The organism is Roseomonas acroporae (assembly GCF_023223525.1).
GTDB lineage: Bacteria > Pseudomonadota > Alphaproteobacteria > Acetobacterales > Acetobacteraceae > Roseomonas_E > Roseomonas_E acroporae.
Genome location: NZ_JALPRX010000073.1, coordinates 67,564 through 87,121, shown reverse-complemented (window position 1 = coordinate 87,121; position 19,558 = coordinate 67,564). Strand labels below are relative to the sequence as shown.

The window sequence follows — 19,558 nt, the reverse complement described above, 5'->3', positions numbered from 1 at the left end:
CTTGGTCCCGGTCACGCCCCTGGCCTGGCTGCTCGCGGCGGTCCTGCTCCTGGCCGGCGCCCTGAACCTGCGCGGCCCGGCCTTCGTGCGCGAGGAATTCGCGCGCCTCGGCTTCCCGGCCTGGGCGCGCCACGCCGTCGGCGGCCTGGAATGGCTGGCCGCGATCCTGCTGCTGCTGCCGTCCTGGCGCGGTGCGGGCGCCGTGCTCGCCGCCCTCGTGCTGCTCGGCGTCGTCGCGTCGCTGGCGCGCGACGCGGCGTGGATGCGGCTCGAATACCCCGTCGTGCTGCTGGTCCTCGCGGCCCTGGTCGGCTGGGCCACTCCCTGGCCCGCGCCATGAACGGCCCGGCCCCGCTCATGGCGTTGCGCGGGGTCGGCAAGAGCTTCCCCGGCGTGCGGGCCCTGGACGGGGTGGATCTGGAGGTCTTCGCCGGCGAGGTGCACGTGATCCTCGGCCAGAACGGGGCGGGGAAATCGACCCTCATCCGGATCCTCGGCGGCGCCTGCCGGCCCGACGAGGGCCATGTGGAGGCCGACGGGCGCCGCGTGGCCTTCGCGAGCCCCGCCATGGCCGCCCGGATGGGCGTCGCGGTCATCCACCAGGAGCTGACCGCCGTTCCGCATCTCGATCTGGCGCGCAACATCTTCCTGGGGCGGGAGGCGGCCTTCCGCAACCGCCTCGGGCTGCTCGACCTCGGCGCGATGCGCGCGGCGGCCCGGCGCGCGCTGGACGCGGTGGGCCTGCGGGCCGACGTCCGGACGGAGGCCGCCGCCCTGGACGTGGCGGGGCAGCAGCTGCTGGAGATCGCCAAGGCCCTGTCGCAGGATTCGCGCGTGCTCGTCATGGACGAGCCGACCGCGTCGCTCTCCGTGCCGGAGGCGGAGCGCCTCTTCGCCATCATCCGCCGCCTGCGCGGCGAAGGGCACGGCATCGTCTACATCTCGCACCGCATGCCGGAGGTGAAGGCGCTGGGGGACCGCATCACCGTCATGCGCGACGGCCGCCGCGTGGCCCTGCTCCGGCGCGGCGAGGCGGGCGCGGACGCCCTGGTGGCGATGATGGTCGGGCGCGCCGTGGCGTTGTCCCGCCCGCCGGCCCAGACGCCCGGCGCGGTGCTGCTGGAGGCCGAGGGCCTGTCCGCCCCCGGCATCGCGGACGCGTCGATCCGGCTGCGGGCGGGGGAGGTGGTCGGCCTCGCGGGTCTCGTCGGTTCCGGGCGCACGGAGCTGCTGCGCGCGCTGTTCGGGGCGGAGCGGGGCGCGGGCGCCGTCCGCCTCGGCGGCCGGCCCCTGCCGGCCGACCCGGTCCGCGCGGCCGCGGCGGGTCTGGGCCTGGTCCCGGAGGACCGCAAGCGCCAGGGCCTCGCGCTCGGCCGGCCCGTGCGCGACAACCTGCTCTCCGCCTCCTTCCGCCGTCTGGCGCGGCGGGGCGTGGCCTGGCCCGCGCGGCTGGAGCGGGAGGCGCGGTCCCTGGTGTCGCGGCTCTCGATCCGGACGGCCGGAACGGGGGTCCGCGTCGGCACGCTCTCCGGCGGCAACCAGCAGAAATGCGTCTTCGGGCGCTGGCTCTCCGCCGAGGCGCGCATCCTGCTGCTCGACGAGCCGACGCGCGGCGTCGATGTCGCCGCCAAGGCCGAGATCCACGCCACCATCCGCGCCCGGGCGGGATCCGGCTGCGCCGTGCTGCTGGTCTCCTCGGAGCTGCCCGAGCTGATCCATCTCTGCGACCGGGCCTACGTGCTGCGCGACGGCCGGATCGTCGGCGAGCTGGCGGGTGCGGCGCTCACCGAGGCGGCGGTGCTGCGCCTCGCCGTCGCGCAGGAGGCGCAGGCCCATGCCCATGGCTGAACGGGCCTTGCCCGCCCCGTTCCGTCGCGCGCCCGGCGCGGCGGTGGCGCTGGTCGTCCTGGTGGCGATCTTCGCCGCGAGCTCGGGCGGCCGCTTCCTGTCCGTGGGCAATCTCGTCTCCCTGTCCAGCCAGGTCGCACTGCTCCTGCTGGTCGCGCTGCCGATGACCTTCGTCGTGCTGACGGAAGGGCTGGACCTGTCGGTGGGCGCGCTGATGGGCCTGGCCGGCGTGGTCGCCGCGACGGCCATGCTGGGCGGCTGGGGCGTGCCCGGGGCGCTGCTGGCGGCGCTCGGCACGGGGCTCGTCCTCGGGGCGGTGAACGGCGCGCTGATCGCCTGGGGCGGCATGCCCGCCTTCGTGGTGACGCTGGGCACCATGGGCCTGGCGGAAGGGCTGGCGCTCGCCGTCACGGATGGCGAGCCCGTCTCCGGCTTCGGCGACGCGCCCCGCCTCGCCTGGCAGGCCATGATCGGGCCGGTCCCGCTGCCGGTGGCGGTGGCGGCGGCGCTCTATGCCCTGCTGCACCTGCTGCTCTACCGCACGCCCTTCGGCGCGCATGTCGTCGCCGTCGGCGGCAACCGGGAGGCGCTGCGGCTGGCGGGCATCCGCGGCCGGGCGGTGCACGCGGCCGTCTACGTCCTTTCGGCGAGCTGCGCCGCCCTGGCGGCGTTCCTGCTGGTCGGGCGGACCAACGCCGCCCACCCCACGGTGGCGCTCGGCGTCGAGTTCGACGCCATCGTGGCCGTCGTCCTCGGCGGCACCTCCTTCGAGCGCGGGCAGGGCTGGCTGTTCGGCACGGTGCTCGGCGCGGCGGCGATCGGCGTGCTGCGGAACGGGCTGAACGTGCTGGCGGTGGATCCCTCGCTGCAGGTGGTCGCGGTCGGCCTGCTCGCCATCCTCGCGCTGGTGGCCGGCAACCGGCGGGGCGGGAGGGCGCGCACGTGAACGCCCTGCCGGCCCGCATCGGCGCCCTCCTCCTTCTCGCCCTCGCCCTCTCGCTGGCGACGGAGGGCTTCGCGACGGCCACGAACCTGCTCAACGTCCTGCGCCAGGCGAGCCTGCTCTTCCTGGTGGCCTCGGGCCTCACCCTCGTCATCATCGGCGGCGGGCTCGACCTCTCGGTCGCGGCCAACCTCACCCTCTCGGCCTGCACCGCCGCCCTGGCCTTCAAGGCCACCGGCTCGGTCGCGGCGGCGGTGGCGACGGCGCTGGGATGCGGCCTCGCGGTCGGGCTGCTGAACGGCCTGCTGGTCGCGGTGGTGCGGGTGCCGGCCTTCCTCGCCACCTACGGCACGCTCTGGATCGCCTCCGGCGCCGCCTACTGGCTCATGGCGGGGCGGGTGGTCTACGGCTTCCCGCCGGCGCTGCGCGGCCTGGGCACGGGCTTCGTCCTGGGCGTCCCGACGCCGGTCTGGATCATGCTGGCGGTCGCCGTCGCGGGCGGCGCCTTCCTGTTCCTCTCCGCGGCCGGACGCGAGGTGTTCTTCACCGGCGCGAACGAGGAGGCCGCGCGGCTGTCGGGCATCCCGGTCCGCCGGCGGCGCATCCTCGTCTACGGCCTCAGCGGCCTGATGTGCGGGGTGGCGGCGCTGGTCTACCTCGGCCGGGTGAATGCCGCCGAGGCCGGGCTGGGCGACCCGCTCCTGCTGCCGGCCGTCGCGGCCGTGCTCATCGGCGGCACCTCCCTCTTCGGCGGCGCCGGCGGGCTGGCCGGCACGCTGGTGGGCGCGCTGATCCTCACCACCGTGACCAACGGCCTCAACCTGCTGGACGTGGGGGCCGCGTGGCACCCCTTCGTCACCGGGACGATCATCCTCGCCGCCCTGGGCGCCGACGCGCTCCTGGCCCGGCGTGGCGCGTGAAGCCGAAAAGGGGAGTACCGGATGCGACGCGTGACCGCCGCCCTCGTCCTGGCCACGATGCTGGCCGCCCCGCCCACCGCCCGCGCGGCGGACGAGACGATCGCCGCCTTCTCCAAGAACCAGGTCGATCCCCACTTCGAGGGGCTGCGGATCGGCGTGGACCAGGCCGCGGCCGCCCTCGGGGCGACCGTGCGCCACTACGTGCCCACGCGGCCCAACAACATCGCCGAGGCGACGAGCCAGCTCGAGGACGTCGTCGCGGCCCATCCCGCCGCCGCGCTCTTCATGGCGGTGGACGCGCGGGCCCAGCTTCCCGGCGTGCAGCGCCTGATCGCGTCGGGCGTGCCGGTGGTCAACTACAACGACCGCGCCGGCGACGCGCCCTTCGTCTCCTATGTCGGGCAGGACGACTTCGCGCTGGGGAAGGCCATCGCGCTGCACCTGTTCGACCATCTGGGCGGGCGGGGCGGGGTGGTGATCCTGGAGGGGGTGCGCGGCTCCACCACCGGCGACGACCGCCGCCGCGGCTTCGAGGCGGCCGCGCGGGAGCGGCCGGGCATCCGCATCCTGGCCAGCCAGCCGGCGAACTTCCAGCGCCTGCCGGCCCTGCAGGCGATGGAGAACATCATGCAGCGCTACCCGCGGATCGACGGCGTGATCGCGGCGGCCGACGCCATGGCGCTGGGCGCCGTGGAGGCGCTGGCCGCCGCGGGCCGGGCGAACGTTCCCGTGGTCTCCATCAACGGCGTGCCGGAGGCCGTGGAGGCGGTGCGCGACGGGCGCATCCTCGCCATCGCGGAGTTCAACGGCTTCAGGATCGGCTGCGTCGCCGCGAACCTCGCCATCCGGCACCTGCGGGGCGAGAACGTCCCGCGCGAGGTGCTGCTCCCCGGCGCGATCATCACCCGTGCCAACATGGCGGAATGGCTGGTGCCGTTCGCGCAGCGCCGGTGTCCGCCGCCGATACCGGCGACTTAGAGCATTTTCAAGCTGAGCGTCCTCGCTCAGCGGCTCGGAAAATGCGCCGGATCAAAGGCTAGAGCATTTTCAAGCTGAGCGTCCTCGCTCAGCGGCTCGGAAAATGCGAAAAATCAAAAGGCTAGAGCCGTTCCGGCCTGATACAGTCAGGCTGGATCGGCTCTGGAGCGTTTCACGCCGAGCGTAGGCGCTCGGCGGCTCGGAAACCGCGCCAAGTCAGAAGGCTGGAGCGGCTGCAGCGTCGTCGCACCTCCTGTCGCGGCGTCTGGCGGGACCGCTGCGGGGAGGGTCCGTCAGCCCTCCCGCCGGCGGCGCCTGGGATGGTCGTCCGGGACAGGCGCGGCCAGGCTCCTCGCCGGCCGAGGGACGACCGGGAAGCCACGGACGGGGGGCGCGGCGCGTGGCTCGGCGGCGTGGCCGCCCGCCTCGCCGTCGCCGCGGGCGGACCGCCCGGCCCCGCGGGCGGACCGGCCGGACGCGTCGTTCCGCGACCCGGGGTCGAACGGCGCCAGGGCGTTCTGCTCCAGGACATGCCGCACGCAGGCATCCAGGTGCTCGGCCAGGATGGCCCGCCCCGCGGCGCTGTCGCGGGCGAGGGCGCTGTCCAGCAGTCGCCGGTGCTCCGACGCGGCGGCCTCCCCCCGAAACACCACGGCGACCATCTGGTAGCGCAGGTAGCGGTCGTACATCGCGGCATGGGACTGGAGCAGCAGCCGCGAGCCGCAGGCGGCGATCAGCGCGCGGTGGAACTCCCAGTCGTACCGCTTCCAGGTCTCGACCTCGGCCGGCTGCCCGGCGAGCAGCCTCTGCTCCAGGGCGGCAAGCTTGTGGTGCGCGGCGACGACCTCGCCCTCCCAGTCCAGCCCGCCCGCGGCGAAGGAGGCCGCCATGGCGTGGCTCTCGAGGAGCAGGCGCAGCTCGGTGACCTCGCGGAAATCCTCGGCCGAGACGGGCGCCACCTCGAAGCCGCGCTGCCCCTCCGCGATGATCAGCCCCTCCGACGCCAGGCGGCTCAGCAATTCGCGCAGCGTGCTGACGCTCGCGCCGTAGGTCTCCCGCATCCGGTCGAGGCCGAGCTTCTGGCCGGGGAGGAGGCGGCCGAAGACGATGTCGGCGCGGATCCGGCGATAGGCCGCCTCGCCGATCGTCTCCTCGGCCGGGTCTGATGGCAGGTCTGATCGCAAGCGGGCTCTCCCTGCCGCGAGGTTGCCCCGATCCTCGGCGAAAGCCCAGCCCCATTCCTTCTCCGGATTTCGTATGATGTTATGCATATCGTCTGTTGATTGCCGTTTCGAACGATCATAACCTGTCTCCCGACGGCACCCGGGCGGGTGCCCAAGCGGAGGCACGGCGTCGATGGATCGATGGACGATGGGGGCGCCAGGTCGCCGGGATGCCGGTCGGCCGGCATGAGCAGGTCGATCCACGTCCTGAACGGGCCGAACCTGAACCGCCTCGGCAGGCGGGAGCCGGAGATCTACGGTGCCACGACGCTCGCCGAGGTCGAGGCGATGTGCCGCGAGGCCGCCGGGGACATGCCCGTCGTCTTCCGGCAGACGAACTGGGAGGGGCAGCTCGTGGACTGGATCCACGAGGCGACGGATGGCGAGGCCGCCGGCATCGTCATCAACCCGGCTGGGCTGACCTTCACTTCGATCCCCGTGCTGGACGCGCTGAAGATGTTCGATCGCCCGATCATCGAGCTGCACATCACCAACATCCACCGGCGCGAGCCGATCTATCACCGCTCCCTCGTCTCGGGCGTGGCCACCGCCGTCATCGCGGGGCTGGGAGCTCGCGGCTATGCCACGGCGATCCGCTCGCTGCGGGAGATGCTGGGCTGAGCGGTCCACGGGCCGTGCGGGCGAAGAAGAAGACGCGGTAAGGAGGAATGACGATGCGGGAAGAAGCAGGGACGGCCCTGTGGCGCCGGCGCGCGGTGCTGTCCGGGCTGGGCGGCCTCGCGGCGCTGCCGGCCGCCGGGAGCGGCGGCGCCCGTGCCGAGGGGCAGAACGCGGCGCAGGGCTATCCGAGCCGGCCGGTCACGATCATCGTGCCCTTCGCCCCGGGCGGATCGACCGATTTCGTCGCGCGGCTGCTGGCCCAGCACCTGTCCACCGTGCTGCATGGCAACTTCGTGGTGGACAACCGCGCCGGCGGCAGCGGCACGGTGGGCCACGGCGCCGTCGCCCGCGCGCGGCCCGACGGCTACACCCTCGGCGTCTCGCCCACCGGCACCTTCGCCCTCGCGCCCTTCCTGTTCGAGCGGCTGCCCTACGACAGCGACCGGGGCTTCGCGCCGATCAGCCTCCTGGCGGGCAACGCGATGTTCGTCTGCGTCCACGCCACCAGCGACATCCGCACCTATGCGGACCTGATCGCGGCGGCGAAGGCCCAGCCGGGCAAGCTGACCTACGGTTCGGCGGGGGCCGGGACGATCAGCCAGCTCGCGCCCGAGATGATGCTCGACATGTCCGGGACGGAGATGCTGCACGTCGCCTACCGCTCCGGCGGGCTGCAGGTGCAGGCGCTGCTCGCGAAGGAGACGAGCATGGCCTTCGTCGATACGGTGACGGCCATCCCCTACATGAAGTCGGGCGACCTGCGCGCCCTGGCGGTGACGAGCGCGCAGCGCAGCCCCCAGGCGCCGGAGGTGCCGACCCTGGCGGAGTGCGGGCTGGAAGGGTACCGCGCCACCAACGATTTCGGCTTCTTCGCGCCCGCCGGCACCCCGCCCGCGATCATCGCGACGCTGTCGGACGCGACGCGCCGGATCCTGGCGATGCCGGAGGTGAAGGCCAAGCTCGACGCCGCCTCCATCGACATCTACGCCGGCACGCCGGAGGCCTTTCCCGCCTACCAGGCGGAGGAGGGGCGGCGCTGGGGCGCGCTGATCCGCAAGCGCGGGATCAGGATGGAATAGGAGGCGGCCATGTCCGGCGGGAGGTTCGAGGGGATGCCCGGGGGAACGGCACGGGGAACGGCACGGGGGATGCTCGCGATCTGGAGCGATGTCGGCCCGGAGCAGGAGACGGACTACCTGCACTGGCTGACCCGGGAACACGCCGCCGAGCGCGTCGGCGTGCCGGGCTTCGAGGCCGCCCGCGTCCTGCGGGCGGAGCTGCCCGGGACGTGCCGCTATCTCATTCTCTACGAGCTGGCGGATCCCTCGGTGCTGGCCGGGGCGGACTACCTGGCCCGGCTGAACGCGCCGACGCCGTGGTCGTCGCGCGTCATGCCGATCCTGCGCAACTTCGCGCGCGGCGGCGGCCGGGTGGTGGCGGAGGCCGGCGCCGGGCAGGGCGGCAGCCTCCTCGCCCTGCGCCTGGACCGGGCCCCGGCGGGCGAGGCCGGGCCGCTGCAGGCGATCGTGGCCGAGGACCGGATCTGCGCCGCCCGGCTCATCGCGGTGGACGCGGCGAGGACCGAGGTCTCGACGCGGGAGAAGGCGCTGCGCGGTGGCGACGGCAGCTTCCCCGGCCTGCTGCTGATCGAGGCCACGGACGCGGACGCGCTGCGGCGGGCGCTCGCCCGGCACGCCGCGGCCGTCAGGGACCTCGGCGGCGAGCCGGCGGAGGCCACCGCCTACGCCACGGCCTTCGCGCTGCGGGGCGGGGCCGGCACCGCCGGGTAGGGGAGGGAGCCGGCCGGGAACGACCGTCGGGCGGCAGGGTGGGCCCGGGCCGAATCCGGCCCGGCGTCAGCGCGCTTTCCGCGCCAGGCCGTCGTCGTGCCCGGCCGGTGGCCGCGAGGCGGCGGCCCGCCGCCGGCAGCGCCGGATCGCCCCGCAGGCCGGGCGTGGCGGCTCAGGCGGCGGGGTTCTGTCGGGGCTCGCGCCGGCCACTACCTGAGTTGGCCGCCAGGGGCAGGCAGGGGTAGATTTCGGACCGGCGGAATGGGGCTGGGTTTCGGGCATGGAATGCCTGGACTGCGGCTCGACGGCGGTGACCGAGGGTCGGGAGCGCACGGCGCAGGGCTACCGGCGTTTCCGCTGCCGCGACTGCGGGCGGCAGTTCAACGAGCGCAGCGGCGGTCTGCTGAACCGGACACAGTACCCGAGCGACATCATCGCGCTGGTGGTGCTGTGGCGGCTGCGCTATCGCCTCACCCTGGGAGTCCTGCCGCCCGGCATCGATGCGGACCGGCGAGCCGGCAGCGAGCCTCCGCATCGCCCCACGGGCCAGCGGCCGCATGGCGAAGGGCGTCGTCGGCCCCACGCCATGGCCGCCATCAAGGGCTGATGCCCACCTGCTCGGCGATGCGGCGCCAGCGCTGCTCCTCCTCCTGCATCAGGCCGGCGAACTCGGCCGGCGCCATGCCGCCCGGCTCCGCCGCGAGGGTCCGCAGGAACTCCGCCACGTCCGGCTTCGCGAGGGCCGCCACCACCGCCTCGCGCAGCCGGCCAACGATGGGGGCCGGCGTGCCGCGCGGCGCGGCGAGGCCGGACCAGTTGATGACGTTGAAGCCGGGCAGGCCGGCCTCGTCGAAGCTGGGCAGGTCCGGCACCGAGACCGGATGCCCCCGGCCGCTCAGCGCCAGCGGCCGCAGCATGCCGCTGCGGATGCCGCCCAGGCCGGAGCCGAGCGAGGGCATGACGACATCGACCTGGCCCGCCATGGCGGCCGTCACCGCCTCGCCACCGCCCTTGTAGGGGACATGGTAGAGGCGGATGCCGGCGGCCTGCTGGAACGCCTCGACGGAGAAATGCAGCGCGCTGCCGACGCCGCCGGAGCCATAGGTGATCGTCTCCGGGTCCTTGCGGGCCGCCGCGATCAGTTCGCCGAGCGTGCGGTAGGGCGTGTGCGCGCCCACGGCGATCAGCACGGGGGAGATGGCGAAGGCGGTGATCGGGGCGAAGGCGTTCGCGTGGTCGAAAGGCAGGTTGCGGAACAGGATCGGCAGGGTCGGGTAGGTGTTGTCGATCGCCAGCAACGTCTGCCCGTCCGGCGCCGACCGCGCCACCTCGGCGGCGCCGATCGTGCCGGTCGCGCCGGGGCGGTTCTCGACGACGAAGCTCTGCCGCAGCTCCTCCGACAGGCTGCGGGCGAAGAGCCGCGCCAGCGTGTCCACCGCGCCCCCCGGCGCCCAGGGCACGAGGATCCGGACCGGGCGCGACGGGTAGCCCTGCTGCGCCCGGGCCGGCGCCACGGCGGCGCCGCAGAGCGCGGCCGCCAGCATGGCGCGCCGCGAGAGCCGTGTCCCCGGCACGGCACCGAAGGGGATGGGCCTCGACATCCTGGTTCGTTCCCTCTCTCGCATCGTCCCGGTCCCGGCATCCGGCCCGGCGCAACCTCATGCACGCCGCGGCGCCGGCCGACCCCTCCGGGGCGCCGCCCCGCCCTTCGTATCAGACCGGGCAGCCCTTCGAGCGCAGCAGCGCGTTGAAGCGCTCCTGGTCGGTGGTGCCGGCGGCGTTGGCGACGCGGATCTTCTCCTCCCGCGCGGCATGCGCCTTCGCCCGGGGCAGCAGCGCCTCGGCCTCGGCGGCGGGGATGACGATCACGCCGTCCGCGTCGGCCAGCACCAGGTCGCCCGGGCAGACCGCCATGCCGGCGCAGGCGATCGGCACATTCACCTCGCCCGGCCCGTCCTTGCTCGGGCCGCGATGCGTGTGGCCGCGCGCGTAGCAGGCGATGCCGCCCTCGGCCCATTCCGCGATGTCGCGCACCGCGCCGTCGATGACGAAGCCCGCGATGCCGCGCCGCAGCGCCGAGGTCCGCATCAGCCCGCCGATCAGCGCCTGGCCGACATCACCGCCGCCATCGACGAGGATCACGTCGCCCGGCGCCGCCATGGCGATCGCCTGGTGGATCATCAGGTTGTCGCCGGGGCGCACGCGCACCGTCAGCGCCGGGCCCGCCACCGTCAGCGACAGGTCGTCGTGATAGGCGCGCAGCCCCACCGCGCCGATGCAGCGGCCCATGCTGTCGCCGGCATGCGCCGTCGGCACGCCGCGGAAGGCCTCGAACAGGCCGGCCGGCAGACTCTCCGCGCGCGGGTTGACCCTGTAGCCCGGGGGCCACGCCTTGCTCGACTCGCTCATGCCACGGATTCCTTCAGGGTGATCGGGTTGACGCAGACCGCCGGGTCCACCGGCTCGCCGCGCAGGACCGCGAGCGCGTGCCGGGCGGCGGCGCTCGCCGTCGCGTCCAGCGCCGCGTCGGTGGAGCCGCCCATGTGCGGCGTCATCACCACGGCCGGATGGGCGCGCAGCCCGTTCCCGGCGGCGGGCGGCTCGGCGGCGAAGGTGTCGAGACCGGCGCCGGCGAGGCGGCCGCTCTCCAGCGCCGCGAGCAGCGCCGCCTCGTCCACCAGCCCGCCGCGCGCCGTGTTGATCAGCAGCCCGCCGGGCGGCATCAGCGCGAGCTGCGCCGCGCCGATCAGCCCGCGCGTCCGCGCGTCCAGCGGGCAGTGCAGCGAGACGACGTGGCTGCGCCGCAGCAGCGTGTCGAGATCCGCCACCAGCTCGACCGGCAATGCCGGGTCCGGCCGCGCCATCGGATCGAAGGCAAGCACCGTCATGCCGAGGCCGAGCGCCGCCCGCGCCACGGCGCGGCCGATGCCGCCGAAGCCGACCAGCCCCAGCGTGCGCCCGGAAAGCTGCAACCCGCTGCCGGCGCGGTCCCATTGCCCGGCGCGGATCGCCGCGTCCTGGCGCGGGATGCCGCGCGCGGCGGCCAGCATCAGCCCGACGGCCAGCTCGGCCACGGACTGGCCGTTGGCGGCGGGGGCGATCAGCACCGGGATGCCGCGCCGCGTCGCCGCCGCGACGTCGACGCTGTCGTAGCCGACGCCGTGCCGCGAGACGACGCGCAGAGTCGGGCAGGCGGCGAAGGCCTCCTCGCGGAAGGGCAGGGTGCGCGAGATCACCGCCGCCACCGGCAATTCGCGCAGATGCCGCAGCATCTCGGCGACACCGCCCTCGCGGCTGGTGAACACCACCTCGCACCCCGCCGCGCGGAGCAGCGCGAGTCCGGCCGAGGCCAGGCGCGGCACCGTCACCAGCACGGTGCGGCCCGCGGCGCCGTCCGGTGCCGTCCTGTCCGCCATCATCGGTCCTTTCCGCTGGAATTCGCGGCATCCGGCCAGCGCGCCGAGAGCACCGTCCCGGTCTCGGATTCCGTGACGAACAGCCGGTCATCCTCGGGATGGAAAGCGAGGTTGGTGGTGGTGCGGCCGGCGGGCGAGCGGATGCGCGCCAGCGCCTCGCCCTGCGGCGACAGCACGAAGACGCAGCCGAGCGAGGCATGCGCCACCAGCAGGTTGCCCGCCCGGTCCATCGCCATGCCGTCCGGCCCGCTGGTGCCGTGGAAGGAGCAGAAGCGCCCGACCTTGGAGGTCGAGCCGTCCGGCTGCAGCGGCAGGCGCCAGACCGCGTTGTCGCGCGTCATGGCGACGTAGAGCGCGTCCTCCTCCGGCGACAGGGCGAGGCCGTTCGGGCTCGGCCCGTTGGCGAGCAGGCAGTCGAGCCGGCCCTCCGGCGTCAGGCGGTAGACGCGCCCGGTCGGGTCGCTGAGGCCGGTCTGGCCCTGGTCGGTGAAGTACAGGTCGCCGTTGCGGGCGAAGACCAGGTCGTTCGGCCCCTTGAAGCGCTCGCTGTTGCGCCGCGTCAGCACGGGCTCGACGCGGCCGCTGCGCGGATCGAGCGCCAGGATGCCCTGCTTGTAGTCGGCGATGTAGAGGCGCCCGTCGCGCCGGTTCAGCGCCAGCCCGTTCGGCTCGCCGTCGTACTCGGCGAGGAGCTGCCATTCGCGCCCGTCCGGATCCAGCCGGAAGATGCGGCCATGCGGGATGTCGGTGACGTGCAGCGCCCCGTCGGCGCCGAAGCAGGGGCCTTCCAGGAAGCAGTCCACGGCGGCGCCGCGCTTGTTGGCGCGCGACCATTCCGTGACCACGGGGCGGCGGAGCGACGCCGGCATGCGGGCGTGGATGCCCGCCTCCAGCGTCACGGGTTGCGAGAAGGGATCCATGCGTGCGGTTCCGTCGGATGCGGGAGGGGGCGGCTCAATCCACCTGGACCTGCGCGGCCTGGACGATCTCCCGCCACTTCGGGATCTCGTCGGCCACGTAGCGGCGGAACTCCTCCGGGCTGCTGCCGAGCGGCGTCATGCCCTCGCCCGCGAATTGCGACCGCACCTCGTCGAGCTGCAGCGCCTTGCGCGCCTCGGCGTTGAGCCGGTCGAGGATCGGCGCCGGCAGCCGCGCCGGCGCGACCAGACCGGTCCAGTTCAGCGCCTCGAAGCCGGGGAAGCCGGATTCCGCGATGGTCGGCACCGCGGGCAGCACCGGCATGCGCTCGGCGGAGGTGACGGCGAGCGCGCGCAGGTCGCCGGAATCGAGGAAGCCGCGCACGGAGGGCGGGTTGGCGAAGTAGAGGTCCACCCGGCCCGCCAGCAGGTCGGTCGCCACCTGCGCGGCGCCGCGATAGGGCACCTCGGTCCATTGCACGCCGGTCCGGTGCGCCAGCATCTCGCCGACCAGGTGCCCCACCGTGCCGCTGCCGGGATGGCCGGCCGTCAGCTCGCCGGGCTTCGCCTTCGCCGCCGCCAGCACGTCGGCGAGCGAGCGGAACGGCGAATCCCTGCGCACCACCAGCACCACGGGCTGGCGCGCCAGCAGCGAGACGAAGGTCAGGTCCCGCAGCGGCTCGTAGGGCATGAGCGGATAGAGGGAGGGGTTGATGGCCAGGTTCGAGGTCTGGCCGACGGCGATCGTGTAGCCGTCGGCGGCCGACTTCGCGAGGGCGTCGAGGCCGAGATTGCCGCCGGCCCCGGGCCGGTTGTCGATCACGATGTTCCAGCCGGTCGACTTCGTGATGCCGCTCGCCACGGCGCGCCCGACCATGTCGGTGCCGCCGCCCGGGGGATAGGGAACGATCAGGCGGATCGGGCGGTCCGGCCAGGATTCCTGGGCCAGCGCCCGGAGTCCCAGGGGGCGCCCCGCGGTCAGCGCGGCCAGCCCGGCCGAGGCGGCACCCAGCAATGCGCGTCGTCGCATCGTTCCACTCCCTCCCATTCGTTCCAGCGTCCGGCGGTGCCACGCTCCGCGGCGTCGGGCCGCCGGCAGGCACGAAGCTGGGCCGTTGATCGGCCAACGTCCAATGGTAAAATGTTCGGAAACCATTCCCTGCGGTTATGAATGGACCTGCGCGATCTCAGCTACTTCACGGTCATCGCGGAGCTCGAGCATCTCGGCCGCGCGGCGGAGCGGCTGCACCTGTCGCAACCGGCCCTGACCAAGTGCCTGCGGCGGCTGGAGGCCTCGCTCGGCGCCACGCTGTTCCGGCGCGAGGGGCGCGGCATCCGGCTGACGCCGGCCGGGGGGCTGCTGCTGGCCCGGGCGCGCCGGCTGGGCGCCAGCGCCGAGGAGTACCGGCGGGAGGTGCGCGACTTCGCCGAGGGCGCGGTGGGGCATCTGCGGATCGGCACCGGGGCGACCACCGCCGAATGCCTGCTGCCCGGCGTGTGCCGCGAATTGCTGGGCCGGCACCCGGGCATCACCTTCGAGATCTTCGTCGGGATGAACGACGTCCTGCGCACGAAGCTGCGCGACGGCGAGCTCGACCTCGTCCTCGGCCCGCTGGTGCCGGACGACGAGGCGGAGTTCGCCCGGCACCTGCTGACCGCCGACGAGGTGGTGGTCACCGCCAGCCGGGACCATCCGCTGTTCGCGCAGCCGCCGAGCCTCGCCCGGCTCGCCGGCCATGCCTGGGTGCTGGCCTCGCCCCGGGTGGACACGCATCGCTGGCTCGTCGCGGTGTTCGCCGCCGCGGGGCTGCCGCCGCCGCGCATCCAGATCGTCACCAACTCGATCTCGGCGCTGCCGCGGCTGATCGCCTCGACGCAGTTGCTGAGCTTCATGTCGCGCCGCAACCTGGGGCCGGGCGGCGCCGGCATGGCCCTGCGCGAGGTGCGGCTGGCGGAGACCACCATGCTGCGGCAGTTCGGCGTGGTGCACCGGCGCGACGGCTACCTGCCGCCGGCGGCGCAGCACCTGCTGCGACTGCTGAAGACGGCGGTGCCGGAGGAGGATGCGGCCGAGGCCGCGCCGGGCTGAGCGGCGCGGCGCCGGAGGGGCGCCGGAGGGGCGCGCCGGAGTGGGCGCCGCCTCAGCCCGGGCGGCGCACCATGCCGCACCAGAACACGTCGCCGTCGGGCGTCGCCAGGTCCAGATGGGCGTGACGCCGCAGCAGCCCGTCGGGCCCGACGCCGAACACGGTCAGGCCCGCCGGCACGGTCCGGATCCGGCCGCCGTCGCGCACCGGCATCGGCTTGATCGCCGCCGTGACCAGCATCCCGCCATCCGGGTGCAGGGAGAAGCAACGCGGGTGGAAGCGCTCCGTCTCGATCGTCTGCACCAGCCGCGGCTCGCCGCTCGCCGGGTCGATGCGGAACACCGCCATCGTGTTCTCGCCGCCGGCGAAGGCCGGGCCGGCCTCGGTGCGCTCCCGGCTGTCGGCCCGGTTCGCCACGTAGACGACATCGCCCCGGGGCGAGAGATGGATCGCCCCCGCGAGCTGCCGCAGCCCCGCCCTGGCCGGGCCGCCCAGCGTGCCGGTGCTGAAGGCCGGCAGGGTGGCCGGCCCGTCCGCGCCCATCGCGAAGGTGTCCAGCCGGTTCTCGCGCTCCAGCGAGACGTAGAGGAAGGCTTGGCCGGGGCCGAATTCGAGGTGGCGGGGCCCGAAGCCGTAGCCGCCGCCGGGCGCGACGGCGCGCCGCAGGCGGAGCTGCCCGGCCTCCAGGTCGAACACCTTGAGCGCGCCGGGATCCTCCGGCCGGCCCGGCCGCGCGTCGTTGCCGCGCGTGACCAGGATCACCGTGCGGCCGTCGGGCGAGACGCGGACCTGATGGGCGTAGATGCCGCCATCGGGCGTCTCGCGCTGCGCCACCGGGGCGCCGATGGCGCCGTCCTCGCCGAGCCGGAACACGCGCAGCTCGCTCGGCGCGTTGAAGGCGACGAACAGGTGCTGCCCGGCGCCGTCCAGCGTCAGGTGGATCGGGCGGTTGTCGAGCCGCAGCGGCGGCCCGGCCAGGGTCGGCGCGCCCGCCGCGTCCATCCGCACCGCCTGCACGCCGTGCACCTCGCCGAAGGCGTCGCCGGCCCGGTCGCTGTAGGCGACATAGAGCAGCGGCAGGGTGGGGTGCGGCCAGACATACTGGATGGCGGCGGGCAGCACGGCTTCCGCCCCCGCCAGCGGCGCCAGCGTCAGGGCCGCCGGGTCCGGCTCGTAGGCGGCCAGGCGCGGCCCGACCGCGACGTAGAAGGTCACCCTGCCCGGTGCCGCGACCGCGTCGCGCCGATCCGCGATCCCCATGGGGCCGGCGGCGGGTGCGGGCGAGGCCGGCGCGCCGGCCCGGGCCGGCAGGGACAGAAGGGGCTGGGGCAGGAGGCAGGCGGCCGCGAGCAGGCCACGGCGCGAGGCGAGGGGCGGCGGGACGGAAGGCGGGGCGGCCGGCGGGGCGGCAGGCGGGGCGCCCGGCGCGGCAGCCGTCGCGCGGTCGGCGGCCGGCGGGGTGTCGGCACGATGGATGGCCGGTCTGATCGTCTGCATCGGGTTCGTTCCCTCCTCGCGCGCCGTCGGGCAGGCCCCGCACGCGGGCGGAGGTTGGAAGGCCGGCGGGCCGGGCACCAGCGCCTAATTCTCCCCCACCCTTTCCCGCGCTTCATGGGTCGGTCCCGTCCGCCTGCTTGACCAGCGCGAGCAGGCAGGCGGTGGCCGGCGTCATGGTGGCCTCGGCGCGGTACAGCACGCCGAAGCGGCGACGCATCACCATGCCGGCCACGGGCACCTCGCGCAGCGGATGGCCCGGCCGTCCCGCGCCGAGATTGCGGCGCGACAGCAGGCTGAGCATCCGGTTGCGCGCGATCACCTGCGAGAGGACGAGGATCGAATTCGTCTCCAGCTGCACCGGCCCGAGCGGCACGCCCGCCTCGCGCAGCCGCGCCTCCAGCCAGCGGCGCGTGGCGACCTGACGCGACGGCAGGACCCAGCGGCAGCCGGCCAGCGCGGCGCATTCCAGCGGCGCGCCGCCGCGCCGGCGGCCGGAGAGGATGGGATGGTCGGGCCCGGCGACGATCACCACCTCGTCGTCCAGGAGCGGATGCGCCGAGAAGAGGGGCTCCGACTCCTCCAGCGGCCCCAGCATCAGGTCGATCCGCCCGGCCTGGAGGCTGTCGCGCAGCACGTCGTTCAGGCCGATGGTCAGCTGCACCGTCACGTCGGGCGCGCCCGCGAGGAAGCGCGCGCTCAGCCCCGGTAGCAGCAGTGCCGCCATGGTGCTGGAGGCGCCGAGTCGGACATGGCCGGTGATGCCGCGCGAGAAGTCGCGCATCTGCCGCCGGGCCAGCTCCATGCCCTGACGCAGCACCCTGGCGCGGTCGAGCAGCATCTCGCCGGCCGCGGTCAGCACGATGCCGCGCCCCTGCCGCGCGAACAGCGCGAGGCCCAGCTCCTCCTCCAGCCGCCGGATGCTCTTGGACAGGGCGGACTGGGTCCGGCCCATCCGGACGGCCGCGCGGCCGAGATGCCCGAGCTCCGCCGCCGCCTCGAAATACGCCAGATCCCGGAAGTCCATCCCGCCCCGTCCCCGCCCGGGACGATCATGCCCGGCATTGCGCCCCGGGCCGGCATCCTTCCACGCGGCGCCGCGCCGGCAAGGCGGTTTCATTCCCCGCGTTCATGAATTGCCGAAAACTATCGATTGGACCTGCGCGACCGCGGCCGCCAAACCACCGCCGAGGGGCGAAGCCCTCCGGACGGTTCAAGGAAGAGGCCATGAGCGACGCCGACGAGGTGGTTCCCTACGAGACGCTGCTGCGGCGCGTCGAGCGGATCTTCGCGGCCCATCTCGACACGGCCGATGCGGCCTTCGTCGCGGGCTGCCTGGTCGAGGCCGATGCGCGCGGCATCGCCTCGCACGGCATCGGCCGCATCCCGGTCTACACGAAGCGGCTGCGCCTCGGTCTCGTCAACCCGCGCCCGCGGCTCGCGGTGAGCGGGAGCGGCGCGGTCGGCCATGTCGATGGCGACAACGGCATGGGCTACGTGGTGGCGCGCACGGCGATGACGCACGCGATCGGGCTGGCCCGCGAGCACGGGATCGGCCTGGTGCTCGCCGCCAACAGCAACCATTTCGGCATGGCGGCGACCTATCTGCAGCAGGCGCTCGACGCCGGCCTCTGCGCGCTGGCCTTCACCAACGCGCCGCCGCTGATGCCGGTCTGGGGCGGACGCTCGCCCTTCCTCGGCACCAGCCCGTTCGGCTTCGCGGCCCCCGGCGAGACGCCCTTCCTGCTCGACATGGCCACCTCCACCGTCGCCTTCGGCCGGATCCGCCGCGCGGCCCGGCTGGGCCAGCCGATCCCGGCCGACTGGGCGCTCGACGAGCATGGCCGCCCGACCACCGATCCGGCGGCGGCGATCCGCGGCGTGGTCCTGCCGATGGCCGGCCCCAAGGGATCGGGCCTCGGCCTGATGATGGAGATCGTCGCCGGCGTCATGTCGGGCGCGGCCTTCGGCGGCCAGGTGCGCAACCAGAATTCCGACTTCACGGCGCCGCAGAACGTCGGCCACGCCTTCATCGCCTTCCGGCCGGACGGCGCCCTGTCCATCGGCGACTACCGCGCACGCTTCGCGGCCCTGATCGAACGGGCCAGGGCCTCCGAACCGGCGGACGGCGTGCCGCGGATCGTGATGCCGGGAGAGCGTGAGGCCATGCTGGCCGCCGCGGCGCGGCGCGATGGCCTCCGGGTCGTGGCGCAGGATCTGCGCATGCTGCGGGAGGAGGAGGATCTGGCGGCCGCATGCCAGCCGGCCTGATGCGCGCCGGCGCCGAACGCCGCCCCGGCGGGAAGCGACGGCGGCGGTGAAGATCAAGCCGGTGCTGGTGCCGGAGGAAGGCCACGGACGCTTCGCCGCGGATGCGCCGATGGCGGTCGCGCCGGACACGGAGGTGTCGGATCGGGCTTCCCCGGGCACCGGTCCGGGGCAAGCCCTCGCCCTGACGACATCTCCCGCGTGACGAACGGGGACGGCGTGGACGCGACGGCCTCGATCGCGCGCCGCCGTCAGCCGCAGCGGACGGACATGCCGCCGTCCACGATGATCTCGGTGCCGGTGACGAAGCGGGCCTCGTCCGAGGCGAGGTAGAGGACGGCGCTCGCCGTGTCCCGCCCGTCGCCTGCGAAGCCGAGCGGGATGCGGGCGAGGCGCTGCCTCACGATCGCCTCCACGTCCCCGCCCGCGCGCTGCCCCGCGAGCCTCGCCTCGACCATCGGCGTGTGCATCTGCCCCGGCACCACCGTGTTCACCCGGATGCCCCTGGGCGCGTACTGCACCGCGACGACGCGCGAGAGCTGGATCACCCCCGCCTTGGACGCCGCGTAGGCGACCTGCGCCGCCCCGGTCCAGCGGATGCCGGAGGTCGAGGCCAGGTTCACCACCGCCCCGCCCCCCTGCCGCTCCATCACCGGCAGGACGTGCTTGAGGGTCAGGAACACGCTCTTGAGGTTCACGTCGATCTGGAGGTCCCAGACCTCCTCCGCCATCTCCACCGGCCCGCCGGCCGCGGAGCCGCCGACATTGTTCACCAGCACGTCCACGCGGCCGTGCCGGGCCACCACCTCCGCGACGAGCCGTTCGATCGCCGCCCCGTCCCGCACGTCGAGCGTCGCCGCCTCGAAGCGCCCGCCTTCCGAGGCGATGCGCTCGGCCGTCTCGGTCATGGCGTCCGGGTTCCGGTCCACCCCGATCACGACGGCCCCTTCCGTCGCCAGGCCATGGGCGATGGCCCGCCCGTTGCCCCAGCCCGGCCCGACGCAGCCGGCGCCGGTGACGATCGCGACCTTGTTCTCGAAACGCCTCGACATC

The 19,558-nt window shown here is 74.5% G+C and carries 21 protein-coding genes; 12 read left to right on the top strand and 9 right to left on the bottom strand.

The window, feature by feature from the left end:
- Position 1: 1 nt before the first annotated feature.
- Genes M0638_RS17005 through M0638_RS16985 form a run of 5 tightly spaced genes read left to right on the top strand, consistent with a single transcriptional unit; the run spans position 2 to position 4,689 of the window.
- Complete coding sequence (locus M0638_RS17005) at positions 2 to 340, top strand: DoxX family protein (protein WP_248668194.1); 339 nt, start codon at positions 2 to 4, stop codon at positions 338 to 340.
- A complete protein-coding gene (locus M0638_RS17000; protein ID WP_248668193.1) occupies positions 337 to 1,848 on the top strand; it encodes a sugar ABC transporter ATP-binding protein in 1,512 nt (503 codons plus the stop codon). Before M0638_RS17005 ends, M0638_RS17000 begins: the two co-directional genes overlap by 4 nt.
- Entirely contained in the window at positions 1,835 to 2,794 is a 960-nt protein-coding gene (locus M0638_RS16995; RefSeq protein ID WP_248668192.1) for an ABC transporter permease, read from the top strand. The genes M0638_RS17000 and M0638_RS16995 overlap by 14 nt, the downstream gene beginning before the upstream one ends.
- Positions 2,791 to 3,711, top strand: a complete 921-nt coding sequence (locus tag M0638_RS16990) for an ABC transporter permease (RefSeq protein ID WP_248668191.1) — start codon at positions 2,791 to 2,793, stop codon at positions 3,709 to 3,711. The genes M0638_RS16995 and M0638_RS16990 overlap by 4 nt, the downstream gene beginning before the upstream one ends.
- 21 nt (positions 3,712 to 3,732) lie before the next feature.
- Positions 3,733 to 4,689: a sugar ABC transporter substrate-binding protein gene (locus tag M0638_RS16985; RefSeq protein ID WP_248668190.1), complete on the top strand. Its 957-nt coding sequence runs from the start codon at positions 3,733 to 3,735 to the stop codon at positions 4,687 to 4,689.
- 293 nt (positions 4,690 to 4,982) lie between these two features.
- Here the strand turns inward: M0638_RS16985 and M0638_RS16980 are convergent, their stop codons facing one another.
- The gene (locus tag M0638_RS16980) at positions 4,983 to 5,873 is read right to left on the bottom strand and encodes a GntR family transcriptional regulator (protein WP_248668189.1); all 891 of its coding nucleotides are present in this window, start codon (positions 5,871 to 5,873) and stop codon (positions 4,983 to 4,985) included.
- Between the two features lie 225 nt (positions 5,874 to 6,098).
- Here M0638_RS16980 and M0638_RS16975 point away from each other — a divergent pair, with 225 nt between their 5' ends.
- The 4 genes from M0638_RS16975 to M0638_RS16960 all read left to right on the top strand — a co-directional run bounded on the left by M0638_RS16975 (position 6,099) and on the right by M0638_RS16960 (position 8,930).
- Entirely contained in the window at positions 6,099 to 6,533 is a 435-nt protein-coding gene (locus M0638_RS16975) for a type II 3-dehydroquinate dehydratase (protein WP_248668188.1), read from the top strand.
- Between the two features lie 53 nt (positions 6,534 to 6,586).
- On the top strand, positions 6,587 to 7,612 hold the full coding sequence (locus M0638_RS16970) for a Bug family tripartite tricarboxylate transporter substrate binding protein (protein WP_248668187.1): 1,026 nt from the start codon (positions 6,587 to 6,589) through the stop codon (positions 7,610 to 7,612).
- A gap of 69 nt (positions 7,613 to 7,681) precedes the next feature.
- A complete protein-coding gene (locus M0638_RS16965; RefSeq protein WP_248668186.1) occupies positions 7,682 to 8,323 on the top strand; it encodes a DUF4286 family protein in 642 nt (213 codons plus the stop codon).
- Positions 8,324 to 8,603: 280 nt separating this feature from the next.
- Positions 8,604 to 8,930, top strand: coding sequence for a hypothetical protein (locus M0638_RS16960; RefSeq protein WP_248668185.1), 327 nt, complete (start codon positions 8,604 to 8,606; stop codon positions 8,928 to 8,930).
- Here the strand turns inward: M0638_RS16960 and M0638_RS16955 are convergent.
- The 5 genes from M0638_RS16955 to M0638_RS16935 all read right to left on the bottom strand — a co-directional run bounded on the left by M0638_RS16955 (position 8,920) and on the right by M0638_RS16935 (position 13,686).
- Positions 8,920 to 9,924: a Bug family tripartite tricarboxylate transporter substrate binding protein gene (locus tag M0638_RS16955; protein WP_248668184.1), complete on the bottom strand. Its 1,005-nt coding sequence runs from the start codon at positions 9,922 to 9,924 to the stop codon at positions 8,920 to 8,922. The genes M0638_RS16960 and M0638_RS16955 overlap by 11 nt on opposite strands.
- 112 nt (positions 9,925 to 10,036) lie before the next feature.
- Positions 10,037 to 10,732 (bottom strand): RraA family protein, encoded by a 696-nt coding sequence (locus tag M0638_RS16950; protein ID WP_248668183.1) that lies wholly within the window; start codon positions 10,730 to 10,732, stop codon positions 10,037 to 10,039.
- Positions 10,729 to 11,739 (bottom strand): phosphoglycerate dehydrogenase, encoded by a 1,011-nt coding sequence (locus M0638_RS16945; protein ID WP_248668182.1) that lies wholly within the window; start codon positions 11,737 to 11,739, stop codon positions 10,729 to 10,731. The genes M0638_RS16950 and M0638_RS16945 overlap by 4 nt, the downstream gene beginning before the upstream one ends.
- Positions 11,739 to 12,659 carry an SMP-30/gluconolactonase/LRE family protein gene (locus tag M0638_RS16940; protein WP_248668181.1) on the bottom strand — a complete coding sequence of 307 codons (921 nt, stop codon included), beginning with the start codon at positions 12,657 to 12,659 and terminating at the stop codon, positions 11,739 to 11,741. The genes M0638_RS16945 and M0638_RS16940 overlap by 1 nt, the downstream gene beginning before the upstream one ends.
- A 34-nt stretch (positions 12,660 to 12,693) precedes the next feature.
- The gene (locus M0638_RS16935; protein ID WP_248668180.1) at positions 12,694 to 13,686 is read right to left on the bottom strand and encodes a Bug family tripartite tricarboxylate transporter substrate binding protein; all 993 of its coding nucleotides are present in this window, start codon (positions 13,684 to 13,686) and stop codon (positions 12,694 to 12,696) included.
- A 141-nt stretch (positions 13,687 to 13,827) separates the two neighbouring features.
- Here M0638_RS16935 and M0638_RS16930 point away from each other — a divergent pair, with 141 nt between their 5' ends.
- The gene (locus M0638_RS16930; protein ID WP_248668179.1) at positions 13,828 to 14,745 is read left to right on the top strand and encodes a LysR family transcriptional regulator; all 918 of its coding nucleotides are present in this window, start codon (positions 13,828 to 13,830) and stop codon (positions 14,743 to 14,745) included.
- A gap of 52 nt (positions 14,746 to 14,797) precedes the next feature.
- Here M0638_RS16930 and M0638_RS16925 read toward each other — a convergent pair whose 3' ends face one another.
- Positions 14,798 to 16,240 carry a lactonase family protein gene (locus tag M0638_RS16925; RefSeq protein ID WP_248668178.1) on the bottom strand — a complete coding sequence of 481 codons (1,443 nt, stop codon included), beginning with the start codon at positions 16,238 to 16,240 and terminating at the stop codon, positions 14,798 to 14,800.
- A 112-nt stretch (positions 16,241 to 16,352) separates the two neighbouring features.
- Positions 16,353 to 17,264, bottom strand: coding sequence for a LysR family transcriptional regulator (locus M0638_RS16920; RefSeq protein WP_248668177.1), 912 nt, complete (start codon positions 17,262 to 17,264; stop codon positions 16,353 to 16,355).
- 200 nt (positions 17,265 to 17,464) lie between these two features.
- Between M0638_RS16920 and M0638_RS16915 the strand changes: the two genes are divergently transcribed.
- Positions 17,465 to 18,508 (top strand): Ldh family oxidoreductase, encoded by a 1,044-nt coding sequence (locus M0638_RS16915; protein WP_248668176.1) that lies wholly within the window; start codon positions 17,465 to 17,467, stop codon positions 18,506 to 18,508.
- A gap of 46 nt (positions 18,509 to 18,554) precedes the next feature.
- Positions 18,555 to 18,710, top strand: coding sequence for a hypothetical protein (locus M0638_RS16910; protein ID WP_248668175.1), 156 nt, complete (start codon positions 18,555 to 18,557; stop codon positions 18,708 to 18,710).
- A 46-nt stretch (positions 18,711 to 18,756) separates the two neighbouring features.
- On the opposite strand, the gene M0638_RS16905 is transcribed toward M0638_RS16910, so the two are convergent.
- The gene (locus M0638_RS16905) at positions 18,757 to 19,557 is read right to left on the bottom strand and encodes an SDR family NAD(P)-dependent oxidoreductase (protein ID WP_248668174.1); all 801 of its coding nucleotides are present in this window, start codon (positions 19,555 to 19,557) and stop codon (positions 18,757 to 18,759) included.
- Between the last annotated feature and the right edge of the window lies 1 nt (position 19,558).